This is a genomic window from Amycolatopsis sp. NPDC051758, assembly GCF_044453095.1.
GTDB lineage: Bacteria > Actinomycetota > Actinomycetes > Mycobacteriales > Pseudonocardiaceae > Amycolatopsis.
Map to the genome: position 1 here is coordinate 175,582 of NZ_JBITCJ010000010.1, position 22,212 is coordinate 197,793.

27 protein-coding genes are annotated in these 22,212 nt (G+C 71.2%); 14 read left to right on the forward strand and 13 right to left on the reverse strand.

What is annotated here, in order from left to right; all coding sequences use genetic code 11:
- The first annotated feature begins 61 nt into the window (after positions 1-61).
- Positions 62-595 carry a TetR/AcrR family transcriptional regulator gene (locus tag ACIA5G_RS38890; RefSeq protein ID WP_395932624.1) on the forward strand — a complete coding sequence of 178 codons (534 nt, stop codon included), beginning with the start codon at positions 62-64 and terminating at the stop codon, positions 593-595.
- Here the strand turns inward: ACIA5G_RS38890 and ACIA5G_RS38895 are convergent.
- The 3 genes from ACIA5G_RS38895 to ACIA5G_RS38905 are packed head-to-tail and all read right to left on the reverse strand — an operon-like array spanning position 592 to position 3,292.
- Positions 592-2,214, reverse strand: coding sequence for an acyl-CoA dehydrogenase family protein (locus tag ACIA5G_RS38895; protein WP_395932626.1), 1,623 nt, complete (start codon positions 2,212-2,214; stop codon positions 592-594). The genes ACIA5G_RS38890 and ACIA5G_RS38895 overlap by 4 nt on opposite strands.
- Positions 2,198-2,803 (reverse strand): TetR/AcrR family transcriptional regulator, encoded by a 606-nt coding sequence (locus ACIA5G_RS38900; RefSeq protein WP_395932628.1) that lies wholly within the window; start codon positions 2,801-2,803, stop codon positions 2,198-2,200. The genes ACIA5G_RS38895 and ACIA5G_RS38900 overlap by 17 nt, the downstream gene beginning before the upstream one ends.
- Before the next feature lie 33 nt (positions 2,804-2,836).
- Entirely contained in the window at positions 2,837-3,292 is a 456-nt protein-coding gene (locus ACIA5G_RS38905; protein WP_395932630.1) for an SRPBCC family protein, read from the reverse strand.
- 22 nt (positions 3,293-3,314) lie between these two features.
- On the opposite strand from ACIA5G_RS38905, the gene ACIA5G_RS38910 reads away from it, so the two are divergent.
- Entirely contained in the window at positions 3,315-3,926 is a 612-nt protein-coding gene (locus ACIA5G_RS38910; protein WP_395932632.1) for a TetR/AcrR family transcriptional regulator, read from the forward strand.
- On the opposite strand, the gene ACIA5G_RS38915 is transcribed toward ACIA5G_RS38910, so the two are convergent.
- Positions 3,910-4,365: a DNA topology modulation protein FlaR gene (locus ACIA5G_RS38915; RefSeq protein WP_395932634.1), complete on the reverse strand. Its 456-nt coding sequence runs from the start codon at positions 4,363-4,365 to the stop codon at positions 3,910-3,912. The two genes, ACIA5G_RS38910 and ACIA5G_RS38915, sit on opposite strands and share 17 nt — an antisense overlap.
- Before the next feature lie 58 nt (positions 4,366-4,423).
- On the opposite strand from ACIA5G_RS38915, the gene ACIA5G_RS38920 reads away from it, so the two are divergent.
- Positions 4,424-5,401: an SDR family NAD(P)-dependent oxidoreductase gene (locus ACIA5G_RS38920; protein ID WP_395932636.1), complete on the forward strand. Its 978-nt coding sequence runs from the start codon at positions 4,424-4,426 to the stop codon at positions 5,399-5,401.
- Here ACIA5G_RS38920 and ACIA5G_RS38925 read toward each other — a convergent pair.
- Together ACIA5G_RS38925 and ACIA5G_RS38930 are read right to left on the reverse strand one after the other, a co-directional pair.
- Positions 5,388-6,029: a DUF1345 domain-containing protein gene (locus tag ACIA5G_RS38925; protein WP_395932638.1), complete on the reverse strand. Its 642-nt coding sequence runs from the start codon at positions 6,027-6,029 to the stop codon at positions 5,388-5,390. The two genes, ACIA5G_RS38920 and ACIA5G_RS38925, sit on opposite strands and share 14 nt — an antisense overlap.
- A gap of 49 nt (positions 6,030-6,078) precedes the next feature.
- Positions 6,079-6,636, reverse strand: a complete 558-nt coding sequence (locus ACIA5G_RS38930; RefSeq protein WP_395932640.1) for a helix-turn-helix domain-containing protein — start codon at positions 6,634-6,636, stop codon at positions 6,079-6,081.
- Between the two features lie 41 nt (positions 6,637-6,677).
- On the opposite strand from ACIA5G_RS38930, the gene ACIA5G_RS38935 reads away from it, so the two are divergent.
- From ACIA5G_RS38935 to ACIA5G_RS38955, 5 genes are all read left to right on the forward strand, one after another.
- Complete coding sequence (locus tag ACIA5G_RS38935) at positions 6,678-7,196, forward strand: GNAT family N-acetyltransferase (protein ID WP_395932642.1); 519 nt, start codon at positions 6,678-6,680, stop codon at positions 7,194-7,196.
- Between the two features lie 31 nt (positions 7,197-7,227).
- Entirely contained in the window at positions 7,228-7,674 is a 447-nt protein-coding gene (locus ACIA5G_RS38940) for an SRPBCC domain-containing protein (protein WP_395932644.1), read from the forward strand.
- Positions 7,671-8,003, forward strand: coding sequence for an ArsR/SmtB family transcription factor (locus ACIA5G_RS38945; RefSeq protein ID WP_395932646.1), 333 nt, complete (start codon positions 7,671-7,673; stop codon positions 8,001-8,003). The genes ACIA5G_RS38940 and ACIA5G_RS38945 overlap by 4 nt, the downstream gene beginning before the upstream one ends.
- A 12-nt stretch (positions 8,004-8,015) precedes the next feature.
- The gene (locus ACIA5G_RS38950; protein ID WP_395932648.1) at positions 8,016-8,456 is read left to right on the forward strand and encodes an SRPBCC domain-containing protein; all 441 of its coding nucleotides are present in this window, start codon (positions 8,016-8,018) and stop codon (positions 8,454-8,456) included.
- A gap of 544 nt (positions 8,457-9,000) precedes the next feature.
- The gene (locus ACIA5G_RS38955) at positions 9,001-9,981 is read left to right on the forward strand and encodes a tyrosine-type recombinase/integrase (protein WP_395932650.1); all 981 of its coding nucleotides are present in this window, start codon (positions 9,001-9,003) and stop codon (positions 9,979-9,981) included.
- Between the two features lie 40 nt (positions 9,982-10,021).
- Here the strand turns inward: ACIA5G_RS38955 and ACIA5G_RS38960 are convergent, their stop codons facing one another.
- On the reverse strand, positions 10,022-10,411 hold the full coding sequence (locus ACIA5G_RS38960) for a hypothetical protein (RefSeq protein WP_395932652.1): 390 nt from the start codon (positions 10,409-10,411) through the stop codon (positions 10,022-10,024).
- Between the two features lie 66 nt (positions 10,412-10,477).
- Here ACIA5G_RS38960 and ACIA5G_RS38965 point away from each other — a divergent pair, with 66 nt between their 5' ends.
- Complete coding sequence (locus tag ACIA5G_RS38965) at positions 10,478-11,260, forward strand: glycerophosphodiester phosphodiesterase (RefSeq protein WP_395932654.1); 783 nt, start codon at positions 10,478-10,480, stop codon at positions 11,258-11,260.
- Positions 11,261-11,270: 10 nt separating this feature from the next.
- On the opposite strand, the gene ACIA5G_RS38970 is transcribed toward ACIA5G_RS38965, so the two are convergent.
- Positions 11,271-11,939, reverse strand: coding sequence for a transglycosylase family protein (locus ACIA5G_RS38970; RefSeq protein WP_395932656.1), 669 nt, complete (start codon positions 11,937-11,939; stop codon positions 11,271-11,273).
- 245 nt (positions 11,940-12,184) lie between these two features.
- On the opposite strand from ACIA5G_RS38970, the gene ACIA5G_RS38975 reads away from it, so the two are divergent.
- From ACIA5G_RS38975 to ACIA5G_RS38985, 3 genes are all read left to right on the forward strand, one after another.
- Complete coding sequence (locus ACIA5G_RS38975; protein ID WP_395932658.1) at positions 12,185-13,585, forward strand: MFS transporter; 1,401 nt, start codon at positions 12,185-12,187, stop codon at positions 13,583-13,585.
- Positions 13,586-13,676: 91 nt separating this feature from the next.
- Entirely contained in the window at positions 13,677-14,441 is a 765-nt protein-coding gene (locus ACIA5G_RS38980) for a thymidine kinase (RefSeq protein WP_395932660.1), read from the forward strand.
- Positions 14,442-14,665: 224 nt separating this feature from the next.
- The gene (locus ACIA5G_RS38985) at positions 14,666-15,013 is read left to right on the forward strand and encodes an RNA polymerase-binding protein RbpA (RefSeq protein WP_003081521.1); all 348 of its coding nucleotides are present in this window, start codon (positions 14,666-14,668) and stop codon (positions 15,011-15,013) included.
- A 205-nt stretch (positions 15,014-15,218) separates the two neighbouring features.
- On the opposite strand, the gene ACIA5G_RS38990 is transcribed toward ACIA5G_RS38985, so the two are convergent.
- The gene (locus tag ACIA5G_RS38990) at positions 15,219-15,845 is read right to left on the reverse strand and encodes an NUDIX domain-containing protein (RefSeq protein WP_395932663.1); all 627 of its coding nucleotides are present in this window, start codon (positions 15,843-15,845) and stop codon (positions 15,219-15,221) included.
- A gap of 48 nt (positions 15,846-15,893) precedes the next feature.
- On the opposite strand from ACIA5G_RS38990, the gene ACIA5G_RS38995 reads away from it, so the two are divergent.
- Positions 15,894-16,643, forward strand: a complete 750-nt coding sequence (locus ACIA5G_RS38995; RefSeq protein ID WP_395932665.1) for a DeoR/GlpR family DNA-binding transcription regulator — start codon at positions 15,894-15,896, stop codon at positions 16,641-16,643.
- On the opposite strand, the gene ACIA5G_RS39000 is transcribed toward ACIA5G_RS38995, so the two are convergent.
- Entirely contained in the window at positions 16,576-17,370 is a 795-nt protein-coding gene (locus ACIA5G_RS39000; protein WP_395932667.1) for a PIG-L deacetylase family protein, read from the reverse strand. The genes ACIA5G_RS38995 and ACIA5G_RS39000 overlap by 68 nt on opposite strands.
- Positions 17,371-17,405: 35 nt before the next feature.
- On the opposite strand from ACIA5G_RS39000, the gene ACIA5G_RS39005 reads away from it, so the two are divergent.
- Complete coding sequence (locus ACIA5G_RS39005) at positions 17,406-18,152, forward strand: class I SAM-dependent methyltransferase (RefSeq protein WP_395932669.1); 747 nt, start codon at positions 17,406-17,408, stop codon at positions 18,150-18,152.
- Here ACIA5G_RS39005 and ACIA5G_RS39010 read toward each other — a convergent pair.
- Genes ACIA5G_RS39010 through ACIA5G_RS39020 form a run of 3 tightly spaced genes read right to left on the reverse strand, consistent with a single transcriptional unit; the run spans position 18,139 to position 22,171 of the window.
- Positions 18,139-18,906 carry a polyprenol monophosphomannose synthase gene (locus ACIA5G_RS39010; RefSeq protein ID WP_395932671.1) on the reverse strand — a complete coding sequence of 256 codons (768 nt, stop codon included), beginning with the start codon at positions 18,904-18,906 and terminating at the stop codon, positions 18,139-18,141. The genes ACIA5G_RS39005 and ACIA5G_RS39010 overlap by 14 nt on opposite strands.
- Before the next feature lie 26 nt (positions 18,907-18,932).
- On the reverse strand, positions 18,933-20,564 hold the full coding sequence (lnt, locus tag ACIA5G_RS39015; protein WP_395932673.1) for an apolipoprotein N-acyltransferase: 1,632 nt from the start codon (positions 20,562-20,564) through the stop codon (positions 18,933-18,935).
- An 11-nt stretch (positions 20,565-20,575) separates the two neighbouring features.
- Complete coding sequence (locus ACIA5G_RS39020; RefSeq protein ID WP_395932675.1) at positions 20,576-22,171, reverse strand: amidohydrolase; 1,596 nt, start codon at positions 22,169-22,171, stop codon at positions 20,576-20,578.
- Between the last annotated feature and the right edge of the window lie 41 nt (positions 22,172-22,212).

Consider the following 22,212-nt stretch of genomic DNA (forward strand, 5'->3'; position numbering starts at 1 on the left):
TAACGGTAGGTAAGTTGTACCACGGCTCCTTACCTATCGTTAAGTCAGTTATGCTGGGCCGGTGCCGAAACCCTCCGACACCAAACAGCGCATCCAGGACGTCGCCCGCGACCTGTTCACCAGCCAGGGCGTCCAGCGCACCAGCCTGCAGGACATCGCCGACCGCCTCGGCATCACCAAACCCGCGCTCTACTACCACTTCCCGTCACGCGACGACCTGGTGCGCAGCATCGTGCAGCCGATGCTCGACGACGGCGAGAACTTCCTCCTCGCCCAGGAGGCCCGCGGCGACGCGCCGGTCCGGGAGCTGATCGAGGGCTTCTTCGACTTCAACTACCGCCACCGCGCGGACGTGATCATGCTGCTGAGCGAGATGCCGACGCTGGCCGACCTCGGGCTCATCGACAAGGCACTCGGCTGGCGCACCCGGCTCACCGAGCTGATCTGCGGCCCCGAGCCCACGCTCGAACACCAGGCCCGCGCGATCCTCGCCCTCGGCGGCCTGCAGGACGTCTGCATGCAGTTCCCCGACGCCCCGGTCGAGGACCTCAAGGCCGCGGCGGTCGCCGGGGCACTGGACGCCCTCGGCCGCTAGCCGACCGAGGCGCGGTTGATGATCGCGGCCGTGTCCACCCCGGCCGGCAGGGTCCCGAACGCGATGCCCCAGTCGCCGCCGAAGCGGGACGCGCAGAACGCGTCCGCCACCGCCGGGTGGCCGTGACGCACCAGCAGCGAGCCCTGCAGCACCAGCGCCATCGCCTCGACCAGCCGTCGCGCCCGGTACTCGATGCCCTCGAGGTCGGTCAGCTCCTTGCGGACGCGGTCGACGGCGTCGTCGAGCCGGGCGTCACCACCGGCGGCCTGCTCGACCTCGGCGAAGAAGGCCGCGACCGACTCCGGCTGCTTCCCCATGGCGCGCAACGCGTCCAGCGCGGCGACGTTGCCCGAGCCCTCCCAGATCGACGAGAGCGGCGCCTCGCGGTAGAGCCGCGGCATGCCCGATTCCTCGACGTAACCGTTGCCGCCGAAGCATTCCAGGGCCTCGGCCGCGTGCATCGGCGCCCGCTTGCACACCCAGTACTTCGACACCGCCAGCCCGAGCCGCCGGAACGCCTGTTCCTGCTCGTCGCCGCGCCGGTCGCCGGCCGCGGCCAGCCGCATCGCCACCGTGGTCGCCGCCTCGGACTCCAGCACCAGGTCCGCCAGGACGTTCGCCATCAGCGGCTGGTCGACCAGCGCCTTGCCGAAGGCGTGCCGGTGGGTCGCGTGGTGGACCGCCCGCACCGCGCCCAGCCGCATCCCCGAGGCACTGCCCAGGGTGCAGTCGAGCCGGGTGTTGTTGACCATCTCGATGATCGTGCGGACCCCGCGGCCCTCCTCACCGACGAGCCAGCCCACGGCGTTGTCGTACTCGATCTCCGACGACGCGTTCGACCGGTTGCCCAGCTTGTCCTTCAGCCGCTGCAGCCGGATCGGGTTGCGCGAGCCGTCCGGCAGCACCCGGGGGAGCAGGAAGCACGACAGCCCGCCGGGCGCCTGGGCCAGGGTCAGGAACATGTCCGACATCGGCGCCGAGGTGAACCACTTGTGCCCGACCAGGGTGTAACTGCCGTCGGCGCTCGGCACCGCCGTCGTGGTGTTCGCCCGGACGTCGGAGCCGCCCTGCTTCTCGGTCATCGACATGCCCGCGATCAGCCCGCGCTTGGTGCTCGGCTCGCGCAGCCCGAAGTCGTACTCGGTCGCCGCCAGCAGCGGCTCGTACCGCGCGGCCAGCTCCGGGTTGGCCCGCAGTGCCGGGATCGCCGCGTAGGTCATGGAAATCGGGCAGCTGTGCCCGGCCTCGACCTGGCCCCACACGTAGAACTTCGCCGCGCGGGCCGCGTGCGCGCCTTCGCGCGGGTCCTGCCAGGCCGTGCCGTGCAGCCCGTGTGACACCGCGACGTCCATCAGGTCGTGCCAGTGCGGGTGGAACTCGACCTCGTCGATGCGGTTCCCGTACCGGTCGTGCGTGCGCAGCACCGGCTCGTTCTCGTTGACCAGCCGGCCCCATTCCTGGGCTTGTTCGCTGCCGGCCAGCCGGCCCAGGTTGTGCACCTCGTCGGCGGCCCAGCCCGCGTTCGCCCGCTCGAGTCCCTCCAGCAACGCCGGGTCGGCCCCGACGTCGTGGCCCGCCAGCGGCGGAACCTGGTTGGTGACCTCATGCGTGGCGGGCATCGGAACCTCCTAGAGCGCGGACGACAAACGTGCGAAGCTCGGCGACGTCACCGGCGTTCCCGCTGGTCAACGGGCCGATCAAGACCTCGGCGGCGGCGCCCACCAGCGCGGCGGCGGTCAGCCGGCCGTCCTGCGGCGGCAGCGCGCCGGTCCGCACCCCGGCGGCGACGTGCTCGGCGACCACCTCGGTGAACGCCCGGCGGAACTCCAGGCGCTCGGCGTCGATCAGCGCGTCGACCGGCTCGGCGAGCAGCGCGTACGCCTGCCGCGGCGCCTTGAGCGCGCGCTGGGCGAAGGTCTCGAACACCGCCAGGACCCGTTCGGCGGGCGCACCCGGCTGCGCGGACGCCGCCCGGACCGCCTCGACCTCCCGCGTCACGACCTGCCGGAACACGTGCACGACCAGGTCGGCCTTGGTGGGGAAGTGCTGGTAGACGCTGCCGACCGCAACCCCGGCGCGCTCGGCGACCGCGGCGACGGAACAGCCGCCGTACCCGTGTTCGGCCAGCTGTCGTGTCGCCGCGGCGACGATCGTCTCGCGCTGGGCGTCCAGGCGTTCCTGCACCTTCGGGGTGCGGCGGTAGGGCACGTCAAGAAGTGAACCACCGATTCATTACTTCAGTCAACGCTCCAGGAGCCGCTTCGCGCCCCGCACCTCGGCCTCGACGTCGGCTCGCAGCTTCCGTCGCACGAGCGGCTCCAGCAGCGGGCGCAGGGGAGCGGCGAACCCGAACACGATCCGGCGCGTCACCCGGATCCCGCCGTCCACCGGCACACACGAGAAGCACGCCTCGAAGGTCGACACCCGGCGCGCGAGCCGGTTCTCCGGCCGGTCCGGCAACCGGACGTCGACCCGCTCGCCCGGCGTCAGCGTCATCCGGGACACGATCTTCGGCCCCGGGCCCAGCCCCGGCAGCGCCGACCGGAACCGGAACTCCGTGACGTCCCCCTCGCGGCGGACCCAGTCGATCCGGCCCAGCTTGCGGTCGATCTCCGCGTACCGCCGCGGATCCATGACCAGCGCGAGAAAGGCCTCCGGGGTGCACAACACGGTCTCTTCCACGGTCACTTCCACCATAGAAAGAGAGTAGTTTCTCACTATGGCTCGAACAACCCCCGGCGTCACCCGACGCCGCATCCTCGACGAGGCCGTCCGCCTCTTCGCCACCCGCGGCTACGACGCCACCTCGGTCGCCGACATCCAGACCGCCTGCGGTCTCCACCCCGGCTCCGGCGCGCTCTACAAGCACTTCCCGTCCAAGGCCGCGCTCCTCGAGGCCGCGGTGCACGACAACCTCGAACGCCTCGCCGCCCGCACGTCCGAAACCGCCGACGCGGAGCTCCCCGACGACCCGCGCGAGGCCCTGCACGTGCTCGCCGGCGTCGTCTGGGCGTTCCTGGCCGCCGACCGCGACCTCGTCCGGCTGATGATCCGCGAGTTCACCGGCTTCCCGGAGCTGTTCGAAGCCATGTGGCAGGGCGTTGTCGCCACGGTCTACCGGCGCGGCACCGAGTGGATCACCACCCTGCGGGACCAGGGCCGCGCGGACGTCACCGACCCCGAAGCCACCGCGGCCGTGCTGGTCGCGTCCCTCACCTACTACCCGATCCTGGACGTCCTCATCGGACACACCCCCGGCGACCTCGCCCCGGACCGCTTCCTCACCGCCTGGATCGAGCACGCACTCGCGTCACTCAGCCTGCGCGGCTGAGGAACGTCTCGACCGCACGCGGTGAGCGCAGCTCCACGACGTCCACATCGGACACCGCGAGCACCCGGCGCAGCGCGGGCAGGTGCCGACGGCGGTAGGTCAGCACCCACCACCAGAAGTCCCACCGCTCGCGGCCACGCCGAAGCGCCCGCCACACACATCGCAGGGGCGACAGGTTCAGCAGCACCACCGTGTCCGCCACCCCCAGCCGCACCTTGAGGACGTCGTAGGGCCCGAGGTCACCGTCGAGGATCCACTTCGGACCGGCGACCAGCTCCCGTTGCCGCGCCACCCAGTCCGCCCGCGACAACCCCGCCGGGCCCGGCTGCCAGAACACCGCGTCCAGCTCCACGACGGGCAACCCGGCCACCGCGCCGAGCCGTCGCGCGAACACCGACTTCCCGGACCCGCCGCACCCCAGCACCAGCACCCGCTCCACGCGGCCATCCTCCCGCGGGGTTGCACTGGAGCGCACTCCAGCTCCTACGGTCGAAGGCATGACCACACCCCAGCACCGGATCGGCTCCGGCTACGGCGCCACGAGCACCGCGGCGGAGGTCCTCGACGGCATCAACCTGACCGGCAAGCTCGCCCTCGTGACCGGCGGCTACTCCGGCCTCGGCCTGGAGACCACCCGCGCCCTGGTGAACGCCGGCGCCCACGTCGTCGTCCCGGCCCGCCGCCGCGCCACCGCCGAGGAAGCCCTCAACGGCATCAAGAACGTCGAGCTCGACGAACTCGACCTCGGCGACCTGACCAGCGTCCACGCGTTCGCCGACCGCTTCCTGGCCACCGGCCGCCGGCTCGACATCGTCATCACCAGCGCCGGCATCATGGCCGCCCCCGAAACCCGCGTCGGGCCCGGCTGGGAAGCCCAGTTCGCCACCAACCACCTCGGCCACTTCGCCCTGGTCAACCGGCTGTGGCCGGCGATCGCCGACGGCGCCCGCATCGTCTCGGTGTCCTCGCGCGGCCACCACTTCTCACCGATCCGCTGGGACGACCCCCACTTCGAGACCGGCTACGACAAGTGGCTCGCCTACGGTCAGGCCAAGACCGCCAACGTCCTGTTCGCCGTCCAGCTCGACCGGCTCGGCCAGGACCGCGGCGTGCGCGCCTTCGCCCTGCACCCCGGCTCGATCCTGACCCACCTCGCCCGCCACATCCCGCAGGAAGAGCGCGTGGCACAGGGTTGGGTCGACGAGAACGGCAACCCCAGCGGCTACTTCAAGACCCCCGAAGCCGGCGCCGCCACCCAGGTCTGGGCCGCCACCTCACCCCGGCTCGACGGCCTCGGCGGGGTCTACCTCGAGGACTGCGAGGTCGCCGAACCCGCCCCCGACGGCGACGGCGTCACCGACGTCGGACTCCGCGTCGGCGTCCGCGACTACGCCATCGACCCCGAGCAGGCCGCCCGCCTCTGGACGCTCTCGGCCGAACTCACCGGCGTCGACGCCTTCGCTACTTCCCGGTGATCACACCCACCGCGATCCCCAGGATCGCCGTGTTGTAGACGAACGACAGCACGCTGTGCGTCAGCACCGTGTACCGGATCGGCCGCGCCTGAACCTCCACATCGGACGTCGCGAACGAAGTCCCCACGGTGAAGGCGAAGTACGCAAAATCCAGCAGGTTGGGCCGCTCCGTCGCCGGGAACCGCAACCCCGGCCCCGGAGCGGCCCGGTGGTGCAGGTGCGCGTACCGGTCCGCGTACCCGAAGTGCAGCAGGATCCACGCCGCCAGCACCGCCGGCACCGCACAGATCTGCAGCACGAACGCCGTCTCGTCGTCCTCCTCGGCGATCGCGTTCGCCACCAGGATCAACCCGCCCGCCGACATCCCGACCACGCTCACCACCAGCGTCGCCGCAAAACTCGACCGGCGCCCCAGCAGGCTGTGCAACCACGTCGGCTCGGTGTCGCCCACCAGCCGGTACCGGCGGATCCGCAACCACCGCGTCACGATCACCGTCACCGCGACCGCGTCCCACGCCAGCAGGAACACCACGTCCAGCCCGGTGTCGGGCGCGACCAGCCACCCCAACCCCAGCAGCACGAGCAGGAACTCCGCACACTGGTACCAGATCCTCCGCAGACGGCGCACCGCGCGAAGCTAGCGGGCCCAGGCCGCGACGGCACCCCGGATCACCTGGTCAGGTAGCGCGCGGCACCAGCGCCAGCAGGTACCGGCAGGGGAGGGACCCCGGGTTCTCGAACACCCGGTCCGCCGCCGTCCCCAGCTGCAGGCAGTCCCCGGTGTCCAGGTTGTGCACCTCGGCCCCCTCCCGAAACCGCAGCCGACCCTCGAGCACCCAGATCTGCTGGTGCAGGAACGCGCTCGCGAGCAACGGCACCTTCGCACCCGCGGGCAACTCGATCTCCACCAGCTCAAGCGGCCGGCCGGCCGCGGGGGAGACGGCCCGTCGCCGGTACCCGGTGTCCGGATCCACCCACACCGGCTGCTCCGCCGCGCGCACCAGCCGCCGCTCGTCACCCTCCGCCCGCGCGATCAACTCCGAAAGCGTCAGGCCCAGCGCGGCCGAGAGCTTCGCCAGCAACGCGGCCGTCGGCTGCACGTCACCCCGCTCGATCTTGCCGATCATCGCGCGCGACACCCCGGAGGTCTCGGCCAACGCGGCCGCCGAAAGGCCTTGCGACGTCCGTGCCGTGTGCACGGTGGCGGCCAGGCGGGCAGTCAGGGGATCGATCATGAGTTGATACTATACGACCACTTCTGGCTACCATATGAGCCATGTCAATCAGAGAAGCCACTCCCGAAGACGCAGCCGCCTGCGCCGCCGTCTACGCGCCCTACGTCACCGACACCGTCATCTCCTTCGAAACCGAACCACCCGACACCGCCGAGATGGCCCACCGGATCACCGACGCCCACGCGTGGTTCGTCCTCGAAGACGACGGCCACGTCGCCGGGTTCGCCTACGCGCACCCCTTCGCCGAGCGCGCCGCCTACCAGTGGTCGTGCGAAACGAGCATCTACCTCGAACACGGCCGCCGCCGCACCGGCGCCGGCCGCGCACTGTACGAGACGCTCTTCGAACGACTGCGGGACCACGGCTTCTGCCGCGCCTTCGCCGGTATGACGCTCCCCAACGACGCCAGTGCCGGCCTGCACCGCGCACTCGGATTCGAGCTGGCGGGCGTCTACCGGAAGGTCGGCTGGAAACACGGCGCGTGGCGGGACGTCGCCTGGGTCCAGAAGGACCTTCATGCAACCGATGGTTGCGCATCGCCGCCGGCGCCGCTAACGTGACACGCAACCAAACGTTGCACAAGGAGCCGGCATGGAACACGGAACCCTCGACCGCGAGATCCACATCGACGCCACCCCCGAAGTCGTCTTCGACGTCGTCAGCAGCCCCGAGCACCTCCGCGAATGGTGGCCCGACGAGGCCGAATACCCGGTCGAAGCCGGGGGAGAAGGCCGCATCGGCTTCGGCGGCCACTGGGTCCGGTTCACCGTCGTCGACGCCGTACCCCCGAAACTCTTCTCCTTCCGCTGGACCCACGCCGAAGGGGAGACCGCCGCACCGGGCAACTCCTTCCTCGTCGTCTTCGAACTCGAGCCGACCGCCACCGGCACCCGGCTCCGGATGACCGAAACCGGCTTCCGCGAGCGCGGCTGGGACGAAGCCAAGATCGCCGCCGAGTACGCCGACCACGTCAGCGGCTGGGACCAGTTCCTGCCCCGTCTGCCCGCGTACGCCGCCAAGGTCGAAGCCGCCTCGTGAGCACCGCCGTGGACGACGACCTCTGGTCGGCGATCGGCGACCCCACCCGCCGCCGGATGCTCGACCTCCTCCTGAACGAGGGCAGCGGCACCGCGACCAGCCTGAGCGAGCACCTCCCGGTGACCCGCCAGGCCGTCGCGAAACACCTCACCGTCCTCGACCGCGTCGGCCTCGTGCACGCAACACCCGCCGGCCGCGAGAAGCAGTACCGCGTCGACGAAACCCAGCTGGCCCGCGCCGTCGCCCAGCTCGCCGACGTCGGCGCCGCCTGGGACGCCCGGCTCCGCCGCATCAAGCGCATCGCCGAAACCATCCAGAAGAACCTGTAGAGAGGGAAGAAAATGGACATCCTGCACCGCATCGGCATCGAGAAGTCCACTCCGGAAAAGGTCTACGAGGCGATCACCACCCTCGACGGCCTGTCCGCGTGGTGGGCCCAGAAGACGGTCGGGGACACCGAACTCGGCGGCGTCATCGCGTTCCGGTTCACCGCCGGCGGGTTCGACATGAAGGTCACCGAACTCGACCCGGGCCGGCTCGTCCGCTGGGAGGTCGTCGACGGACCACCGGAGTGGGTCGGCACGACGATCCGCTGGGACATCGAACAGCGCGGCGACTACACGATCGTCCTGTTCAAGCACGAAGACTGGCGCGAAGCGGGCGAGTTCATGCACCACTGCAGCACCAAGTGGGCCATCTTCCTGATGAGCCTCAAACAGCTCCTGGAGACCGGGGAGGGCGCGCCGGACCCGCGAGACGTGGCCATCAGCGACTGGCACTGACCTTACTTGACATAATGTACATTATCGGCACTTGGTGACCAGCTGGGCCGAGGGCCGAGAGGGGCGGATTCCGGAGCCTGCGGGGCGGAGTTCGTCAGAACGGCTTCTCCTGGGAAAGCGTCCCGGACGGAAGCGAGCGTCGACGCACAAGGGCGCCAGGACACAGGGCCGAGACGACTCCGGAGCTCCAGGAGGCCAGAAGAACATCCCCTGGAGCTGCAGATGGATGTCCTGCCACCCGACCCTAAAACGTCACGGTGACGAAACTAGACTGGGCAATCTTTGCCTCAGGACGAGCTGACGCGACCTGAGTCGGTCAACCTCCATGACCCCTCAGGTGAGCCGGCCGCCCGGCTCGATCCGCAGGTCGAACGTGTGTGCGATGCCCTGTCGCACGTTCAAACGGCCGCCAAGAGGCTGATAACGCCATCCGGCACGAGCATGGATCCCCCAGGAGCGGACTCCGGCCAATCCCGACATTTCATGCATAATTGCCATTATGCATGAAATGGGATCCAGCCCTGCCGCGGAAACTGTCGGTGGTGTGCGGTACAAGATCCACATGAAGGTTTCCGAGGCCCAGCAAGCCTTCTTCGCCGCCCGCCGGCCGCGCAAGGACTCGCCGCACACCACCGACGCCTACCGCCGGGATCTCGCCGGCATCACCACTCTCCTGGTTTCGGAGCTGGGCCGCCCTGCCGAAGACCTGGAGGTCGCCCACCTGACTGGGCCGGCCTTGAGGTCGGTGTTCGGGGCGTTCGCGGACGGCCACGCGAAGAGCTCGGTGCTGCGGGCCTGGTCGACGTGGAACCAGTTCCTGACGTTCTGCGTGGCGGACGGGTTGCTGGCGGGCAACCCGATGGGTGCGGTGGCGCGGCCGCGGACGCCGATGTTGACGCCGAAGCCGTTGCGGGGTGAGGAAACCCCGGAGCAGCTGCTGTCGGCGGCGGCCGCGGGTTCCCGGCGGGCGCGGGATCCGTGGCCGGAGCGGGACGTGCTGGTGATCGCGCTGGGGCTGGTGGCGGGGTTGCGGGCGGCGGAGATGCGGGCGCTGACGTCGCGGTCGCTGGTGGGGCGCGCGGGTGAGCTGCGGTTGCACGTGAAGGGGAAGGGCAGCCGGGATCGGTCGATTCCGGTGCAGCCGGTGCTGGCGGAGCTGATCGAGCGGTACCGGGAGTCGTGCCGGGTGCGGTTCCCGAGTGTGCGCTTCTCCCCTGGTTCGCCGTTGCTGCTGGATCGGGCGGGTGAGCCGATCGGGCGGGGTGCGCTGGAATACCTGGTGAAGTCGTGTTACCGGGGTGCGGGGTTGCACGACCGGGTGCCGGTGGGGGCGAACCTGCACGCGTTGCGGCACACGTTCGCGACGCGGCTGGCGGAGGACGGGGCGACGGCGTCGGAGATCATGGCGTTGCTGGGGCACGCGAGTTTGGCGACGAGTCAGAACTACATCGAGGCGACGGGCCGGGAGCAGCGGGCGGCCGCGGCGAGCAACCGGACTTACCGGGCGTTGGACGGGTTGGGCTGAGGGCTCGCGGCCCGACCTTCGGCTGCGACTTCGGTCACGGTCAGCGGAGTTGTTCGAGGTCCTTGGCGGCGCGGGCGATTTCCGCGGCGAGGCCGCGCAGCTCCCCCGCGTCGGCGCCGTCGTCGGCCGCGGTGACGATGTCTTCGGCGGCGCAGCGGAGCTGGAACAGCCGGTCCTGCAGGGCCGCGACTTCACCGTCGGAGAGCACAACGGCGTCTTCGGGAAGGCCGCTACGCTGCAGGGCCGTGCGGCGTTCGTAGGCGCGCTGGCGGCAGGACTGGCCGCAGTAGCGCCGGCGGCGGCCGACGTTGCCGCCTTCGGGGAGGCGTCGTCCGCACCAGCCGCAGTGCTTGGGCGCGCCGCGGCGGCCCGGGGTGAACTCGACGGGGGTCGTCGGGGCGGGCTGGGCTAGTTCGGCGGCTTCCCTCACCCCGGAGACCCTAGCTGGCCATCGCTTGCTCATGCCGGGGCCATGCCGGGCGTGCACACTTGGAGCATGGGCTCGTCTTTTCCGTATCTCGCCGATCCGCTCCCCCGTGCCTTCGCCCACCGTGGGTGGCACCTGGACGAGCTGGCCGGGCTGGAGAATTCGCTGCCGGCGTTCCGGCGGGCGTGTGCGGAGGGGTACCGGTACCTGGAGACGGACGTGCACGCGACGGCGGACGGTGTGGTGGTGGTGCACCACGACGCCCGCCTGGACCGGACGACGGACGGGTCGGGGCTGATCGCTTCGCAGACGTGGGAGCAGCTGAAGAACGTCAAGGTCGGGGGGAAGGCGCCGCTGTCGCGGCTGGAGGACGTGCTGGAGGAGCTGCCGGAGGCGCGGTTCAACATCGACGTGAAGGCCGATCAGGCGGTGGGACCGTTCGTCGACGTGCTGGAGCGGACGGGGGCACACGACCGGGTGGCGGCGGCGTCCTTTTCGGACGCGCGGCTGGCGCGGTTGCGGAAGCTGGCGGGGCCGAAGCTGGTGACGGCGGTCGGGCCGCGGTCGGTGCTGGCGCTGTGGGCGCGCGGGAAGCTGCCGATCCTGCCGTTGCGGCGGCTGGTGGCGGGGGTGATGGCGCAGGTGCCGGTGCGGCAGGGTGCGTTGCGGGTGGTGGACAAGGCGTTCGTGTCGATCGCGGGGCGGTCCGGGATCGAGGTGCACACCTGGACGATCGACGATCCGGCGGAGATGCGGATGCTGCTGGACCTGGGGGTGCACGGGATCGTGACGGACCGGCCGGACCTGCTGCGTGAGGTGCTGATCGAGCGGGGCACGTGGCAGCAGGCCTGACCGGCCGGCGTCAGCGGGGTGGGTTGCCGCTCCAGGCGGCTTCCCAGGTCTTGGGGCCGAGCAGGCCGCTGTCCTTGATGCCGTTGGCGCGCTGGAGGTCGAGCACGGCGGTGCGGGTCTTGTCGTAGTAGCAGCCGGTGCCGGTGAAGCCGTAGCCGAAGGCGTTCATGCGGAGCTGGAAGGCCTTGAGCGGGGTGGCGCAGTCGCCGTAGGCGTAGACGACGCCGGGCCACGGCGGTTTGCCGCTCGGGGGTGGCGGGGTGGGTGCGGGGGCCGGTCCGCCGCCGATGTAGGCGGATTCGGCGTAGGTGGGGATGCGCTTGCTGCGGGCGTCGGCGTCGCCGGAGAGCTTGAGCATGCCGGCGCACTGCCAGGGTTGCCAGCCGCGCATGCGGTAGAGGTAGAGGGCGCGGTAGTCCTGTTCGTGGGGTGCGGCCTGGTCGGGGCGGCCGGTGCCGCCGACGCTGCGCCAGGTGGGGAGGTCGAACTGGTAGGCGCCGTAGTAGCCGTTGCCGGTGTTGGTGGCGTAGCGGCCGCTCGACTCGCACATGCGGAGCTTGGCCCAGGCCGTGGTCGCGGGGTCCGCGGAGGCGACGGCGGGGGCGGTCAGCTGGAGACCCAAAGCGGCGAAGGCGAGGAGCAGAAGTCTCGCGACGGTGCGTCTCCGGTTGTGGATCATGCGAGCACAGTAAGAGCGTGCCCCTTTGACCACAAGAGACACACTTCTCTCGTGAGTCTCACACGAAACACTGTTCACCGGACTCGGCGACACGCCGGGGACGGCGGACCGTGCTCGCCACTGAAGTGGCGGATGAGCCCGAAGCGACAAACCGGACACGGTTTTGCACGGTGCTGTGAGCGGTGCCGCTACCTCCCAGTAGTCTCCGCGCTGACCTGGACGTTCTTGAGCATGAGGAGCCGTGGATGACGCTGGCCGGGACGCGCTCGACCAAGCGCGAGCGGTGGGGCTGGTATTTCTACGACTGGGCGAATTCGCCGTTCTATTCGTCGACGACGACGGTGTTCGGCGCGCTCTCGATGAGCACGATCGCGGCGGCGGACGCGAAGACGAACTTCACCCTTAACGGGGACCGTCCGTGTGTCGACGCGGCCGGTAAGACCGACACGCTCCAGAACTGTGACGTGACGTTGTTCGGGCTGCACTTCCCGGCCGGTTCGGTGTGGGGCTACCTGCTGTCGGTGGCGACGGTCGTGCAGGTGCTGGTGCTGCCGATCGCGGGCGCGGTGGCCGACCGGAGCCACAACAAGCGGCGGATCCTGGGCGGGTTCGCGTTCCTGGGTGCGGCGGCCTCGGCGGCGATGTTCTTCTTCGCCGGCTCGGACTGGCAGCTGGGCGTGGTGCTGTTCATCATCGCGAACATCGGTTACGGCGGCTCGCTGGTCGTCTACTACTCGTTCCTGGTCGACATCGGCGGGCCGGACGAGCGGGACGACATCTCGGCGAAGGGGTGGGCGTTCGGGTACCTGGGCGGTGGGCTCGCGCTGGTGTTGCAGCTGGGGCTCTACCTCGGTCACGACACCTTCGGGGTCAGCAAGGACACGGCGGTGCAGATCTGCTTCCTGACCTCGGGGCTGTGGTGGGCGCTGTTCACCATCCCGGCGGTGCGGGCGCTCCCCCGCAACCACACGCCGGTCGACGTCGTTCCGGGGCGGTCGGTGCTGCGTTCGGGTTTCGCGGAGCTGCGGCAGACGATCGTGGCGGCTAAGGCGTATCCGCTGACGTTGGCCTTCCTGGGCAGCTACCTGGTCTTCACCGACGGGATCAACACCGTGGTCACGGTGTCGGCGCAGTACGGCAAGGACGAGCTGGGCTTCGGCAACGAGGTCCTGATCATGACGATCCTGGTGATCCAGTTCGTCGCCTACCTGGGTGGCACGCTGCACGGGCTGGTGGCGCGGCGGATCGGGGCGAAGCGGACGATTCTGGGCAGCCTGGTGCTGTGGGTGGTGGTGCTGGCCGGGGCGTACTTCGTGCAGCCGAAGCAGCTGGTGCAGTTCCTCGTGGTGGCGGTCGGGATCGGGCTGGTGCTGGGCGGGACGAACGCGCTGTCGCGGTCGTTGTTCAGCCAGATGATCCCGGCGGGCAAGGACGCGCAGTACTACTCGCTCTACGTCGTGGGTGAGCGCGGGACGTCGTGGCTGGGGCCGCTGCTGTTCGCCGGGGTCGGGCAGGCGACGGGGTCGTTCCGGCTGGCCATCATCGCGCTGGTGGTCTTCTTCGCGGCCGGGCTGGTGCTGGTGTGGCTGGTGCCGGTGCGGCGCGCGATCGTCGCGGCGGGCAACACCCCGCCGGAAGTGCTGTGACGAGGCACGATCGGTTGTCACGCGGTGTGCGGTGGCCGGTTGGGCCGGGCGGCCCTGAACGACTGTCCAGACACCGATAGGGTCGGGCGTCGTGACCTCGCTGAACGACCGAGCCGCCGGCTCCGATCCCACCGACGCGCTGTCGTCGGTTCCCGCGGCCGGTTCGCGCCGCGGGACGCCCCCGGTGGGCAGGCTGAAGTTCTGTTACGGGCCGATGGACTGCGGGAAGTCGACGCTGGCCCTGCAGATCGACCACAACCACGCGCGGCAGGGCCGGCGGGGCCTGGTGCTGGTGCGCCACGACCGCTCGGGCGCGCCGCAGATCTCGAGCCGGATCGGGCTGACCCGGCAGGCGGTGGAGGTCGGCGAGGACACCGACGTGCGGGACCTGGTCCGGCAGAAGTGGGCGCGGGGCCAGCACGTGGACTACGTCGTGGTGGACGAGGCGCAGTTCCTCTCCCCCGCGCAGGTCGACCAGCTGGCGGAGCTGGCCGACGAGGTCGAGATCGACGTGTACTGCTTCGGGATCGCGACGGACTTCCGGAGCCGGTTGTTCCCCGGGGCCGCTCGTCTGTTCGAACTGGCGGACGAGCTGCAGCCGGTCCAGGTCGAGGTGCTGTGCTGGTGCGGGCTGTCCGGACGGTTCAACGCGCGGGTGCTCGATGGCGAGGTTGTGCGTGAGGGCGATACCGTCGTGGTCGCAGATACCGAACAATCCGTAGTTGAAACTTCAGCTTCAGCGCGTTTTGAGGGCGAATCTGCTACTGTGCGTTATCAGGTATTGTGTCGCCGCCACTATCGGGCGGGTGACCTGGGGCCGGTTACTGCTCATCACGGTCAGTTACGGTTGACCTGACCTGCACGTCAGTAGCCCATCCGGGGGATATCAGCACTAAGAAGGCCGTATTGACGTCACGCCGGAGCGCGAAACGCCTCCTACTAGAGGAAGCTGATGCCGGCGGGTGACGCAGCTCATCGTGAGCAACGACATGGCATCCCGGGAATCCTCGGGGCCCTCGAGTCGTTGCATAGGGTGAGCAACACCCTGGCTCCACCCGGAGCTGACTGAAAGGACCCATCATGGCCGACCGTGTTCTTCGTGGAAGCCGGCTGGGAGCGGTCAGCTACGAGACCGACCGCAACCACGACCTCGCACCACGCCGCACCGTGCGGTACGCCTGCCCCAAGAACCACGAGTTCGAGGTGCCGTTCTCCGACGACGCCGAGATCCCGACGGTGTGGGAATGCCGGCTGCACGGCAGCGAGTCCGAGATCGTCGATGGCGGACAGCCCGAGCAAAAGAAGGTCAAGCCGCCGCGGACCCACTGGGACATGCTGCTCGAGCGGCGCACCATTCCGGAGCTCGAGGACCTGTTGAACGAACGTCTCGCCGAGCTGAAGGGGCGGCGGACCTCCCGGTCCGCTTGACCCCGGGAGCTCGGCTCGTAGCCAACCGCTCCCACCACAACGGAAAGGCCCCCGCGACCTCCCCCCGCGGGGGCCTTTCGTATGCCCCGAGGGTCGGCTCGCGTACCCAGGGAGTCGGTTCGCGTGCCTGGAGAGTCGGACAGGTAACCGACCGCCTGGGTACGCGAGCCGACCGTCCAGGTACGCGACCCGACCGTCTGGGTACCTACTGCCTCGCCGCGTTGCTGAACGGGCCCTCCAGGGCCGCCCACTGCAGGAGCATGATCGTCTTCGCGTCGGCGATCCGGCCGTCGCGCACCATCACCAGCGCCTCGCGGAACGGCAGCTCGACCACCTCGATGTACTCCCCTTCCTCCGCGAGCCCGCCGCCCGTGCCGCGGGCCGAGGGGTCGTACGGCGCCGCGTAACAGAAGAGGCGCTCGGTGACCGAGCCCGGGCTCGTGTAGACGTCGAAGACGAGCTGCAGCTCGCCGATGCGGACGCCCGTCTCCTCCTGCGCCTCGCGGCGGATCGCCGTCTCCGCGTCGTCGGCGTCCAGCAGGCCCGCCGCGGTCTCGAGGAACATGCCGTCCGGGTGATCGTTGACGTAGACCGGGTAGCGGAACTGGCGGGTCAGCAGCACCGTCTCGCGGGCGAGGTCGTAGAGCAGGACGGTGGCGCCGTTGCCGCGGTCGTAGGTCTCGCGCTGCTCCGTCGTCCAGTGGCCGTCGCTGTGCTGGTACTCGAACGTCGTGCGGCGCAGGACGTGCCAGGCCGAAGCCAGCACCTCCACGTCGGTGATCCGGACCCGCGGGTTGCGGTCCAGGCCGAGGGCGCTTGTCGAAGAGCTCATGCCACGACCATAATGTGCAGGACTCGGCAGAAACAAGGAGGACCGTGCATGTTGGTCGGGGAACGCCGTGAACTGCTGCTCACCCGGCTGACAACCGAGGGCAAGGTGCTGGCGAAGGACGTCGCGGCCGAGCTCGGCGTCTCCGACGACAGCATCCGCCGTGATCTGCGGGACCTGGCCGCGGCCGGGCTCTGCCAGCGTGTCTACGGCGGTGCGCTGCCCGTCTCCCCCGCTGTCGCCGACTACACCAGCCGGACGTCGATCGCCGTCGGCGGCAAGGACCGGGTGGCCGCGGTCGCCGCCGGCCTGGTCCGGCCCGGCTCGACCGTCATCCTCGACGGCGGCACCACCACGCTGGCCGTCACGAAAGCCCTGCCCCGCGACCTCGAGGCGACCGTCGTCACCCACAGCCCGACGATCGCCGTCGCGCTGCTGGACCACCACGGCATCGAGGTGTTCCTCCTGGGCGGGCGCCTGTTCCGGCACTCCGCGGTCACCTGCGGCGCGGCCGCGGCCGAAGCCGCCCAGGCGATCCACGCCGACGTCTTCCTGCTCGGTGTCACCGGCGTGCACCCCGAAGCCGGCCTCACCACCGGCGACGCCGACGAAGCCGCGATGAAGCGCACCCTCGCCCGGCGCGCCGCGGACACCTACGTCCTGGCCAGCGCCGAGAAGCTCGGCACCGCTTCCCGGTTCGCCGTACTGCCCTTCGCGGACATCGCGGGCGTCATCACCGACGCCGACGACCAGAACGTGCAGAAAGTTGCAGATCAGGGCGTGCCGATCCTGCGGGCTTGACCTCGACGTACCACTCGCGTCCGGCCACCACCCCGAACAGCGGCGCCGGCAGCCACACCAGCAGCCGCAGCACCGCCGCGAGCCGCCCGGCGCCGCGGACGTCGGACACGTGCGCGGCGAGCGCCGCCTGTTTCCGGCCGGCGAACCGCCGCACGTCGAAGCGGTGGGTGACCGCCGACGCCGAGCTGTAGGCGTGGCCGAGCGCCTCGACGTCGTACTGGAACGGGATCCGCAGCGCCCGGACCACCCGGACGAACCGCACCGCGACGTCACGCGGCATCGTGGCCTCCAGCAGCCGCGTCCCGGTCAGCCGCGCCGCCCGCCGGGCGACTTCGTGCACCTTGACGTGGTCGCGGTGCCCGTAACCGCCGTTGGCGTCGTAGCCGAGCAGGAGGTCGGCCCGCTCCTCGTGCAGCAGGGCCGCGAGCCGGTGTGCGGCTTCCTCGGTGTCCGCGCGGGCGAAGCGCTGCCGGCCGGGCGGATCGGGATACAGCTCCGGGCCGTGCCCGCTGTCGGCGTAGCCCAGGTGCACAACGCGGCGCACGCCGAGGACGGCCGCGCTCGCCTGCAGCTCACGCCAGCGCGGTGAGGGACACTCGGCGTCCATGCCGTCGGTGGCCACGACGACCACCACCCGGTGCCCGTCGGCCGCCGCGCGGGCCAGGGTGCCGCCGCTGAGCAGCACGGGGTCGTCGGCGTGGGCGTGGAAGGCCACGATGGTCGTCATCGGCCCCATGATGGCCGAGAACGGGAGAAGACGACGTGAGTGAGCACCGGGTCCGGTTCGCGGCCCTGTTCGACGCCGAGGTACGACCGCACAACGAGCGGTTCCGCGCCGCGGCCGCCGTCCAGCCGGGTGAAGACGTCCTCGACGTCGGCTGCGGCACCGGCGAGTCCACCCGCGAAGCCGCCCAGGCGGGCGCGACGGCGCTGGGCGTCGACGTCTCGGCGCAGGCGATCACCAAAGCCCGGGAACTCGGCGGAGCGAGCTTCGAGGTCGCCGACGTGCAGACCCACGAGTTCCCCGCCGGCTCGTTCGACGTCGTGCTGTCCCGGTTCGGGGCGATGTTCTTCGCCGACCCGCCCGCGGCGTTCGCCAACCTCGCCCGCGCGCTGCGGCCCGGCGGCCGCCTGGTGCTGCTCGTGTGGCAGGAACGAGCCCGCAACGAGTGGTATTCGGTGCTGCACGACGCCGTCGCCCCCGGCACCACCCCGCCACCCGCCGGGCCGCACTTCTCCCTCGGCGACCGAACCCACACCGATGCCCTGCTGCGGACCGCGGGCTTCGCCGACGTCGAGTTCACCGAGCTGCGCGAACCCGTCTGCTACGGGCCCGACGCCGCAACGGCGTGCGAATTCGCCCTCGGCCTCAAAGACGTCCAGGAGCTGGGGCCCGCCGGCGAGGCCGCGAACCGGCTGCGTGCCGCCTTCGCGGCGCACGAAACCCCGGACGGTGTGCTTCTGGGCGCCCGGACCTGGATCGTGACCGCCCGGCTCAGCCGCGCTTGACCAGCCGCCGGATCTGCTGCCAGCGGCGCTCGGCGCCCCACTTCGCCACCCGCAGGAACGCCTCGCGGATGATCGAGCCGTCCATCTTCGACTCGCCGATCTCGCGCTCGGTGAAGGTGATCGGCACCTCGACGATCTCGAACCCGGCTTCGGCCGTGCGGATCGTCAGGTCGATCTGGAAGCAGTAGCCGTGCGAGTTGACCTCGTCCAGCGCCAGCTTCTCCAGCACCGGGCGCCGGTAGGCGCGGAAACCGGCCGTGATGTCGCGGGTGCGCATGCCCAGCGCGATCTGCGAGTAGACGTTGGCGCCGCGCGAGAGCACCTGGCGCTTCAGCGGCCAGTTCACCACGCTGCCGCCCGGCACGTACCGCGACCCGATGGCCAGGTCGGCGTCACCGACCGCGTCCAGCAGCCGCGGCAGGTCCTCGGGCGCGTGCGAGCCGTCCGCGTCCATCTCGACGATCGTGTTGTACCCGCGCGCCAGGCCCCAGCGGAACCCGGCGATGTAGGCCGCGCCCAGCCCCGCCTTCTCGGTCCGATGCATGACGTGGACGCGGGCGTTCGCGGCGGCGCGCTCGTCGGCGAGCTCGCCGGTGCCGTCCGGGCTGCCGTCGTCCACCACGAGCACGTCCACGTCCGGAAGTGCCTTGTGCAGGCGATCCAGGATCGGGCCGAGGTTCTCCCGCTCGTTGTAGGTCGGGATCACCACCAGCACCGGCTCGATTTCCCCGGCCCCCCGCGGCGCCTGCGACATCCGTGCTCCTCCGATATCCCCGGCGGTCAGTCCGCCGTCTCCCCTGCTGCCGTGCCGGCGCTGGTGCGCCGGGTGCGAAAACGGAGCACGAGCCCGCCGGCCACCCCGGCGATCGCCAGTGCCAGCAGCCCGTACTCCGTCCATGCACCGAGTCGATCCGACAGCGTAGTCTGCGTCCGCAGCGGGACGCGCCCGACCAGGGAATCCGCGGTGAAAAGGCCCGTTGAGCTGGTAACCGTTCCGTCGGGGGCGACGATCGCGCTCACTCCTGAGACGGCGGACACCACCACCGCCCGGCTGTGCTCGACCGCCCGCAGCCGCGACATCGCCAGCTGCTGCACGCTCATCTCGCTCTCGCCGTACCAGGCGTTGTTGGTCGGCACGACGAGCAGCTCGGCCCCGTCGCGCACGGCGTCGCGGCCCGGGTAGTCGAACGCGGCCTCGTAGCAGACGAACACCCCGACGTTCGTGCCCGCGACCGCCAGTGTCTGGTTCGCGCCGTCGCCGGGGACCATGTCGACGGTCTCCTGGTCGATGAACGGCGTGACGAGCGCGGCGAGGTCGCGGGCGGGCACGTACTCGCCGAAGGGCACCAGCTGCTGCTTCGCGTACCGCTGCCCGGGCCCGGTGTTCGGGTCCCAGGCGATGACGGAGTTCTGGATGTGCCGATCGGGCAGCACGTAGAGCGCGCCGATCAGCGCGGGCACGCCGAAGTTCGCCACGAGCTGGTCGACCTGGGGGTCGGGACCGGTGACGGTGGTGGCGCTCTCCGGCCACAGCACCAGGTCCGGTTTGGCCACCTTCCCGGCGCGGATCGCGTCCAGCAGGCGCTCGCTCTCGGCGATGGTGTTGCGGCGCAGCACGTCCCGCTCACCCTGCAGCGCCAGCCCGATGTCGGGGGCGTTGCCCTGGACGGTGGCGACGGTGCGCTCGCCGTCCTGCGCGCCGGTCCCGATCGCCGGCCACAGCGCCAGCCCGGCGACGACGGGCAGCAGCGTGCCGGCGGCGGCCAGGACGGTCCGGCGGGCGCGCAGGGCCGACGTGAACGCGTCACGGCCGTCCCAGAGCCGGGCGGCGAACGCGGCCAGGCAGAACCCGCTGACGACGACGGCGAGGCCGACCAGCGGTGCGCCGCCGATCGAGGCGAGCGGCAGGAACGCCCCTTCCGGCTGGCTGAACGCGACGCGGCCCCAGGGGAAGCCGCCGAAGGGGAACCACGCGCGCGGGGTCTCCAGCGCGATGAAGATCAGCGCGCCCCACAGCGGCGCCAGCGGCAGCCGGGCCACCAGCGTGATGAGCCCGCCGGCCAGGCCGTGGTAGAGCGCCAGCGCGAAGGACAGGCCGAGCCACGGCCACGGCCCGAAGTCCGGGCCCAGGAAGTCCAGCAGCCAGGTCAGCAGCGGCAGGAAGAACACGAACCCGAACGCGAAGCCGTAGCCGAACGCGCCCCGGAAGGTGCGGCCGCGCAGCACGAACGCGAACCCGGCGAAGGCGAGCGGGGCCAGCCACCACAGCGGGCGTGGCGCGAAGCTCAGGTAAAAGGCGAACCCGGACACCAGTGCCGCGGCGAGCCGCAGCAGCCAGGCACGCGGGAAGCGCCGGGTTCGGGCGGGTTGGTGCGGGGCGCCCGGTTCGGGGTCCGCCACGGTGACTGCCACGCTTGACAACTCTAGGTGATGGCGTTGTGGAGGACCTCACCCGCGCGCACCGTGCGCAGGCACCGCGGCAGGACGGCGTCCGGCTCCAGCCGCGGCAACGGCGGCACGCCCGCGCGCGGATCGGTGGACCAGCGCTGCACGCGGGTGTCCGGGGTCGCCACGACCAGGTCGGTCGCGTCCCAGATCGCGTAGTGCGCCGGTGCGCCCGGGGCCAGGCTCCCGGTGATGCCGTCGTTGACCCCGGCGGCGCGGTGCCCGGCCCGGGTGTGGGCGGTGAACGACGCCCGCGGTGACAGGCCCGCCCCCGGCGTCCGGTGGTAGGCGGCCGCGCGGACGCTCGCCCACGGGTCCAGCGGCGTCACCGGCGCGTCGGACCCGAAGGCCAGCAGCACACCTTCGGCGGCCAGGACCGAGAACGGGTTGAGCCCGGCCGCGCGGTCCACGCCGAGCCGTTCGGCGTACATGCCGTCCGTGCCGCCCCACGCGGCGTCGAACAGCGGCTGCATCGAGGCGACCACACCCCAGCCGGCCAGGAGCTTCGCCTGCTCGGCGGTGACCATCTCGAGGTGTTCCAGCCGGTGGTGGCGGGCGGCCAGCGCGCGGTGCCCGACCTCCTTCTCGGCCAGGCGGAAGCCTTCGACCACCTCCGCGACCGCGGCGTCGCCGATGACGTGGAAGCCGGCCTGCAGCCCGGCTTCGGTGCAGGCGGCCAGGTGCTCGCCGATGCGGTGGGCGTCGAGGTAGCGCGTGCCCGAGCCGGCGTGGTCGGCGTAGGGCTCGCTCAGTGCCGCGGTGTGCGAGCCGAGCGCGCCGTCGACGAACAGGTCGCCCGCCAGGCCGCGCACGCCGAGGTCGCGGGCGGTCTCGACGGCGCCGAGTTCACCCCAGTAGCCGACGACTTCGGGCTGGTCCGGTCCGGCGAGGGCGAGGAGGGCGGCGAGGTCGTCGCGCCCGGAGATGTCGGGGCCGGCGCATTCGTGCACGCTCACGATGCCTTGCTTCGCGGCTTCGGCGAGGAAGGCCCGCTGGGCGCGATCGCGCTGGTCCGGGGTGATCGCGGCGCGCACGGCCGCGCGGACGGCGTGGTGGGCGGCGCGGGTCAGCGGGCCGTCGGGCGACCAGCCGTCGGCGGCGCGGGCGGCCGGGGCCAGCTCGACCAGCGCGGTGGAGACCAGCGCGGAGTGGACGTCGACCCGGCTGAGGTAGACCGGCGCGCCGGCGGCGGCGGCGTCGAGCTCGGCGCGGCTGGGCAGCCGGGAGTCGGTCCAGCCGCTTTCGTCCCAGCCGTGGGCGAGCAGGACCTGCCCGGGGACGACGGCGTCGCGGACGCGGGCCAGGAGCTCGGCGCGGTCGTGGACGCCGGTGAGGTCGAGGCCGGTCAGGTGCAGGCCGGTGGCGGTGGCGTGGACGTGCGCGTCGACGAAGGCCGGGGCCACGAACGCGCCGTCGAGGTCGACGATCTTGGCGCCGGGGTGCAGCGCGCGGGCCGGGGCGTCCTGCCCCGTCCAGACCACGGTGCCGCCGGTGACCGCCATCGCCGTGGCGTCCGGGCCGGCGGGGGTGTAGATGCGCCCGCCGAGCAGGAGCGTCGTGTGTTCGTCCGTCACGCCCCTGAGTCTGCTCCGGGGGTCAGGGGCCTCGGCACGTG

Excerpts from the sequence above, each read along its gene's own strand:
- ACIA5G_RS38950 (WP_395932648.1), top strand. The coding sequence starts at position 8,016 with ATGGACATCCTGCACCGCATCGGCATCGAGAAGTCCACTCCGGAAAAG.
- ACIA5G_RS38990 (WP_395932663.1), bottom strand. The coding sequence starts at position 15,845 with ATGAGCTCTTCGACAAGCGCCCTCGGCCTGGACCGCAACCCGCGGGTC.
- ACIA5G_RS38940 (WP_395932644.1), top strand. The coding sequence starts at position 7,228 with ATGGAACACGGAACCCTCGACCGCGAGATCCACATCGACGCCACCCCC.
- ACIA5G_RS38895 (WP_395932626.1), bottom strand. The coding sequence starts at position 2,214 with ATGCCCGCCACGCATGAGGTCACCAACCAGGTTCCGCCGCTGGCGGGC.
- ACIA5G_RS38965 (WP_395932654.1), top strand. The coding sequence starts at position 10,478 with ATGGGCTCGTCTTTTCCGTATCTCGCCGATCCGCTCCCCCGTGCCTTC.
- ACIA5G_RS38905 (WP_395932630.1), bottom strand. The coding sequence starts at position 3,292 with ATGGTGGAAGTGACCGTGGAAGAGACCGTGTTGTGCACCCCGGAGGCC.
- ACIA5G_RS38985 (WP_003081521.1), top strand. The coding sequence starts at position 14,666 with ATGGCCGACCGTGTTCTTCGTGGAAGCCGGCTGGGAGCGGTCAGCTAC.
- ACIA5G_RS39010 (WP_395932671.1), bottom strand. The coding sequence starts at position 18,906 with ATGTCGCAGGCGCCGCGGGGGGCCGGGGAAATCGAGCCGGTGCTGGTG.
- ACIA5G_RS38975 (WP_395932658.1), top strand. The coding sequence starts at position 12,185 with ATGACGCTGGCCGGGACGCGCTCGACCAAGCGCGAGCGGTGGGGCTGG.
- ACIA5G_RS38935 (WP_395932642.1), top strand. The coding sequence starts at position 6,678 with ATGTCAATCAGAGAAGCCACTCCCGAAGACGCAGCCGCCTGCGCCGCC.
- ACIA5G_RS38910 (WP_395932632.1), top strand. The coding sequence starts at position 3,315 with ATGGCTCGAACAACCCCCGGCGTCACCCGACGCCGCATCCTCGACGAG.
- ACIA5G_RS38920 (WP_395932636.1), top strand. The coding sequence starts at position 4,424 with ATGACCACACCCCAGCACCGGATCGGCTCCGGCTACGGCGCCACGAGC.
- ACIA5G_RS38930 (WP_395932640.1), bottom strand. The coding sequence starts at position 6,636 with ATGATCGATCCCCTGACTGCCCGCCTGGCCGCCACCGTGCACACGGCA.
- ACIA5G_RS38995 (WP_395932665.1), top strand. The coding sequence starts at position 15,894 with ATGTTGGTCGGGGAACGCCGTGAACTGCTGCTCACCCGGCTGACAACC.
- ACIA5G_RS39000 (WP_395932667.1), bottom strand. The coding sequence starts at position 17,370 with ATGACGACCATCGTGGCCTTCCACGCCCACGCCGACGACCCCGTGCTG.
- ACIA5G_RS38970 (WP_395932656.1), bottom strand. The coding sequence starts at position 11,939 with ATGATCCACAACCGGAGACGCACCGTCGCGAGACTTCTGCTCCTCGCC.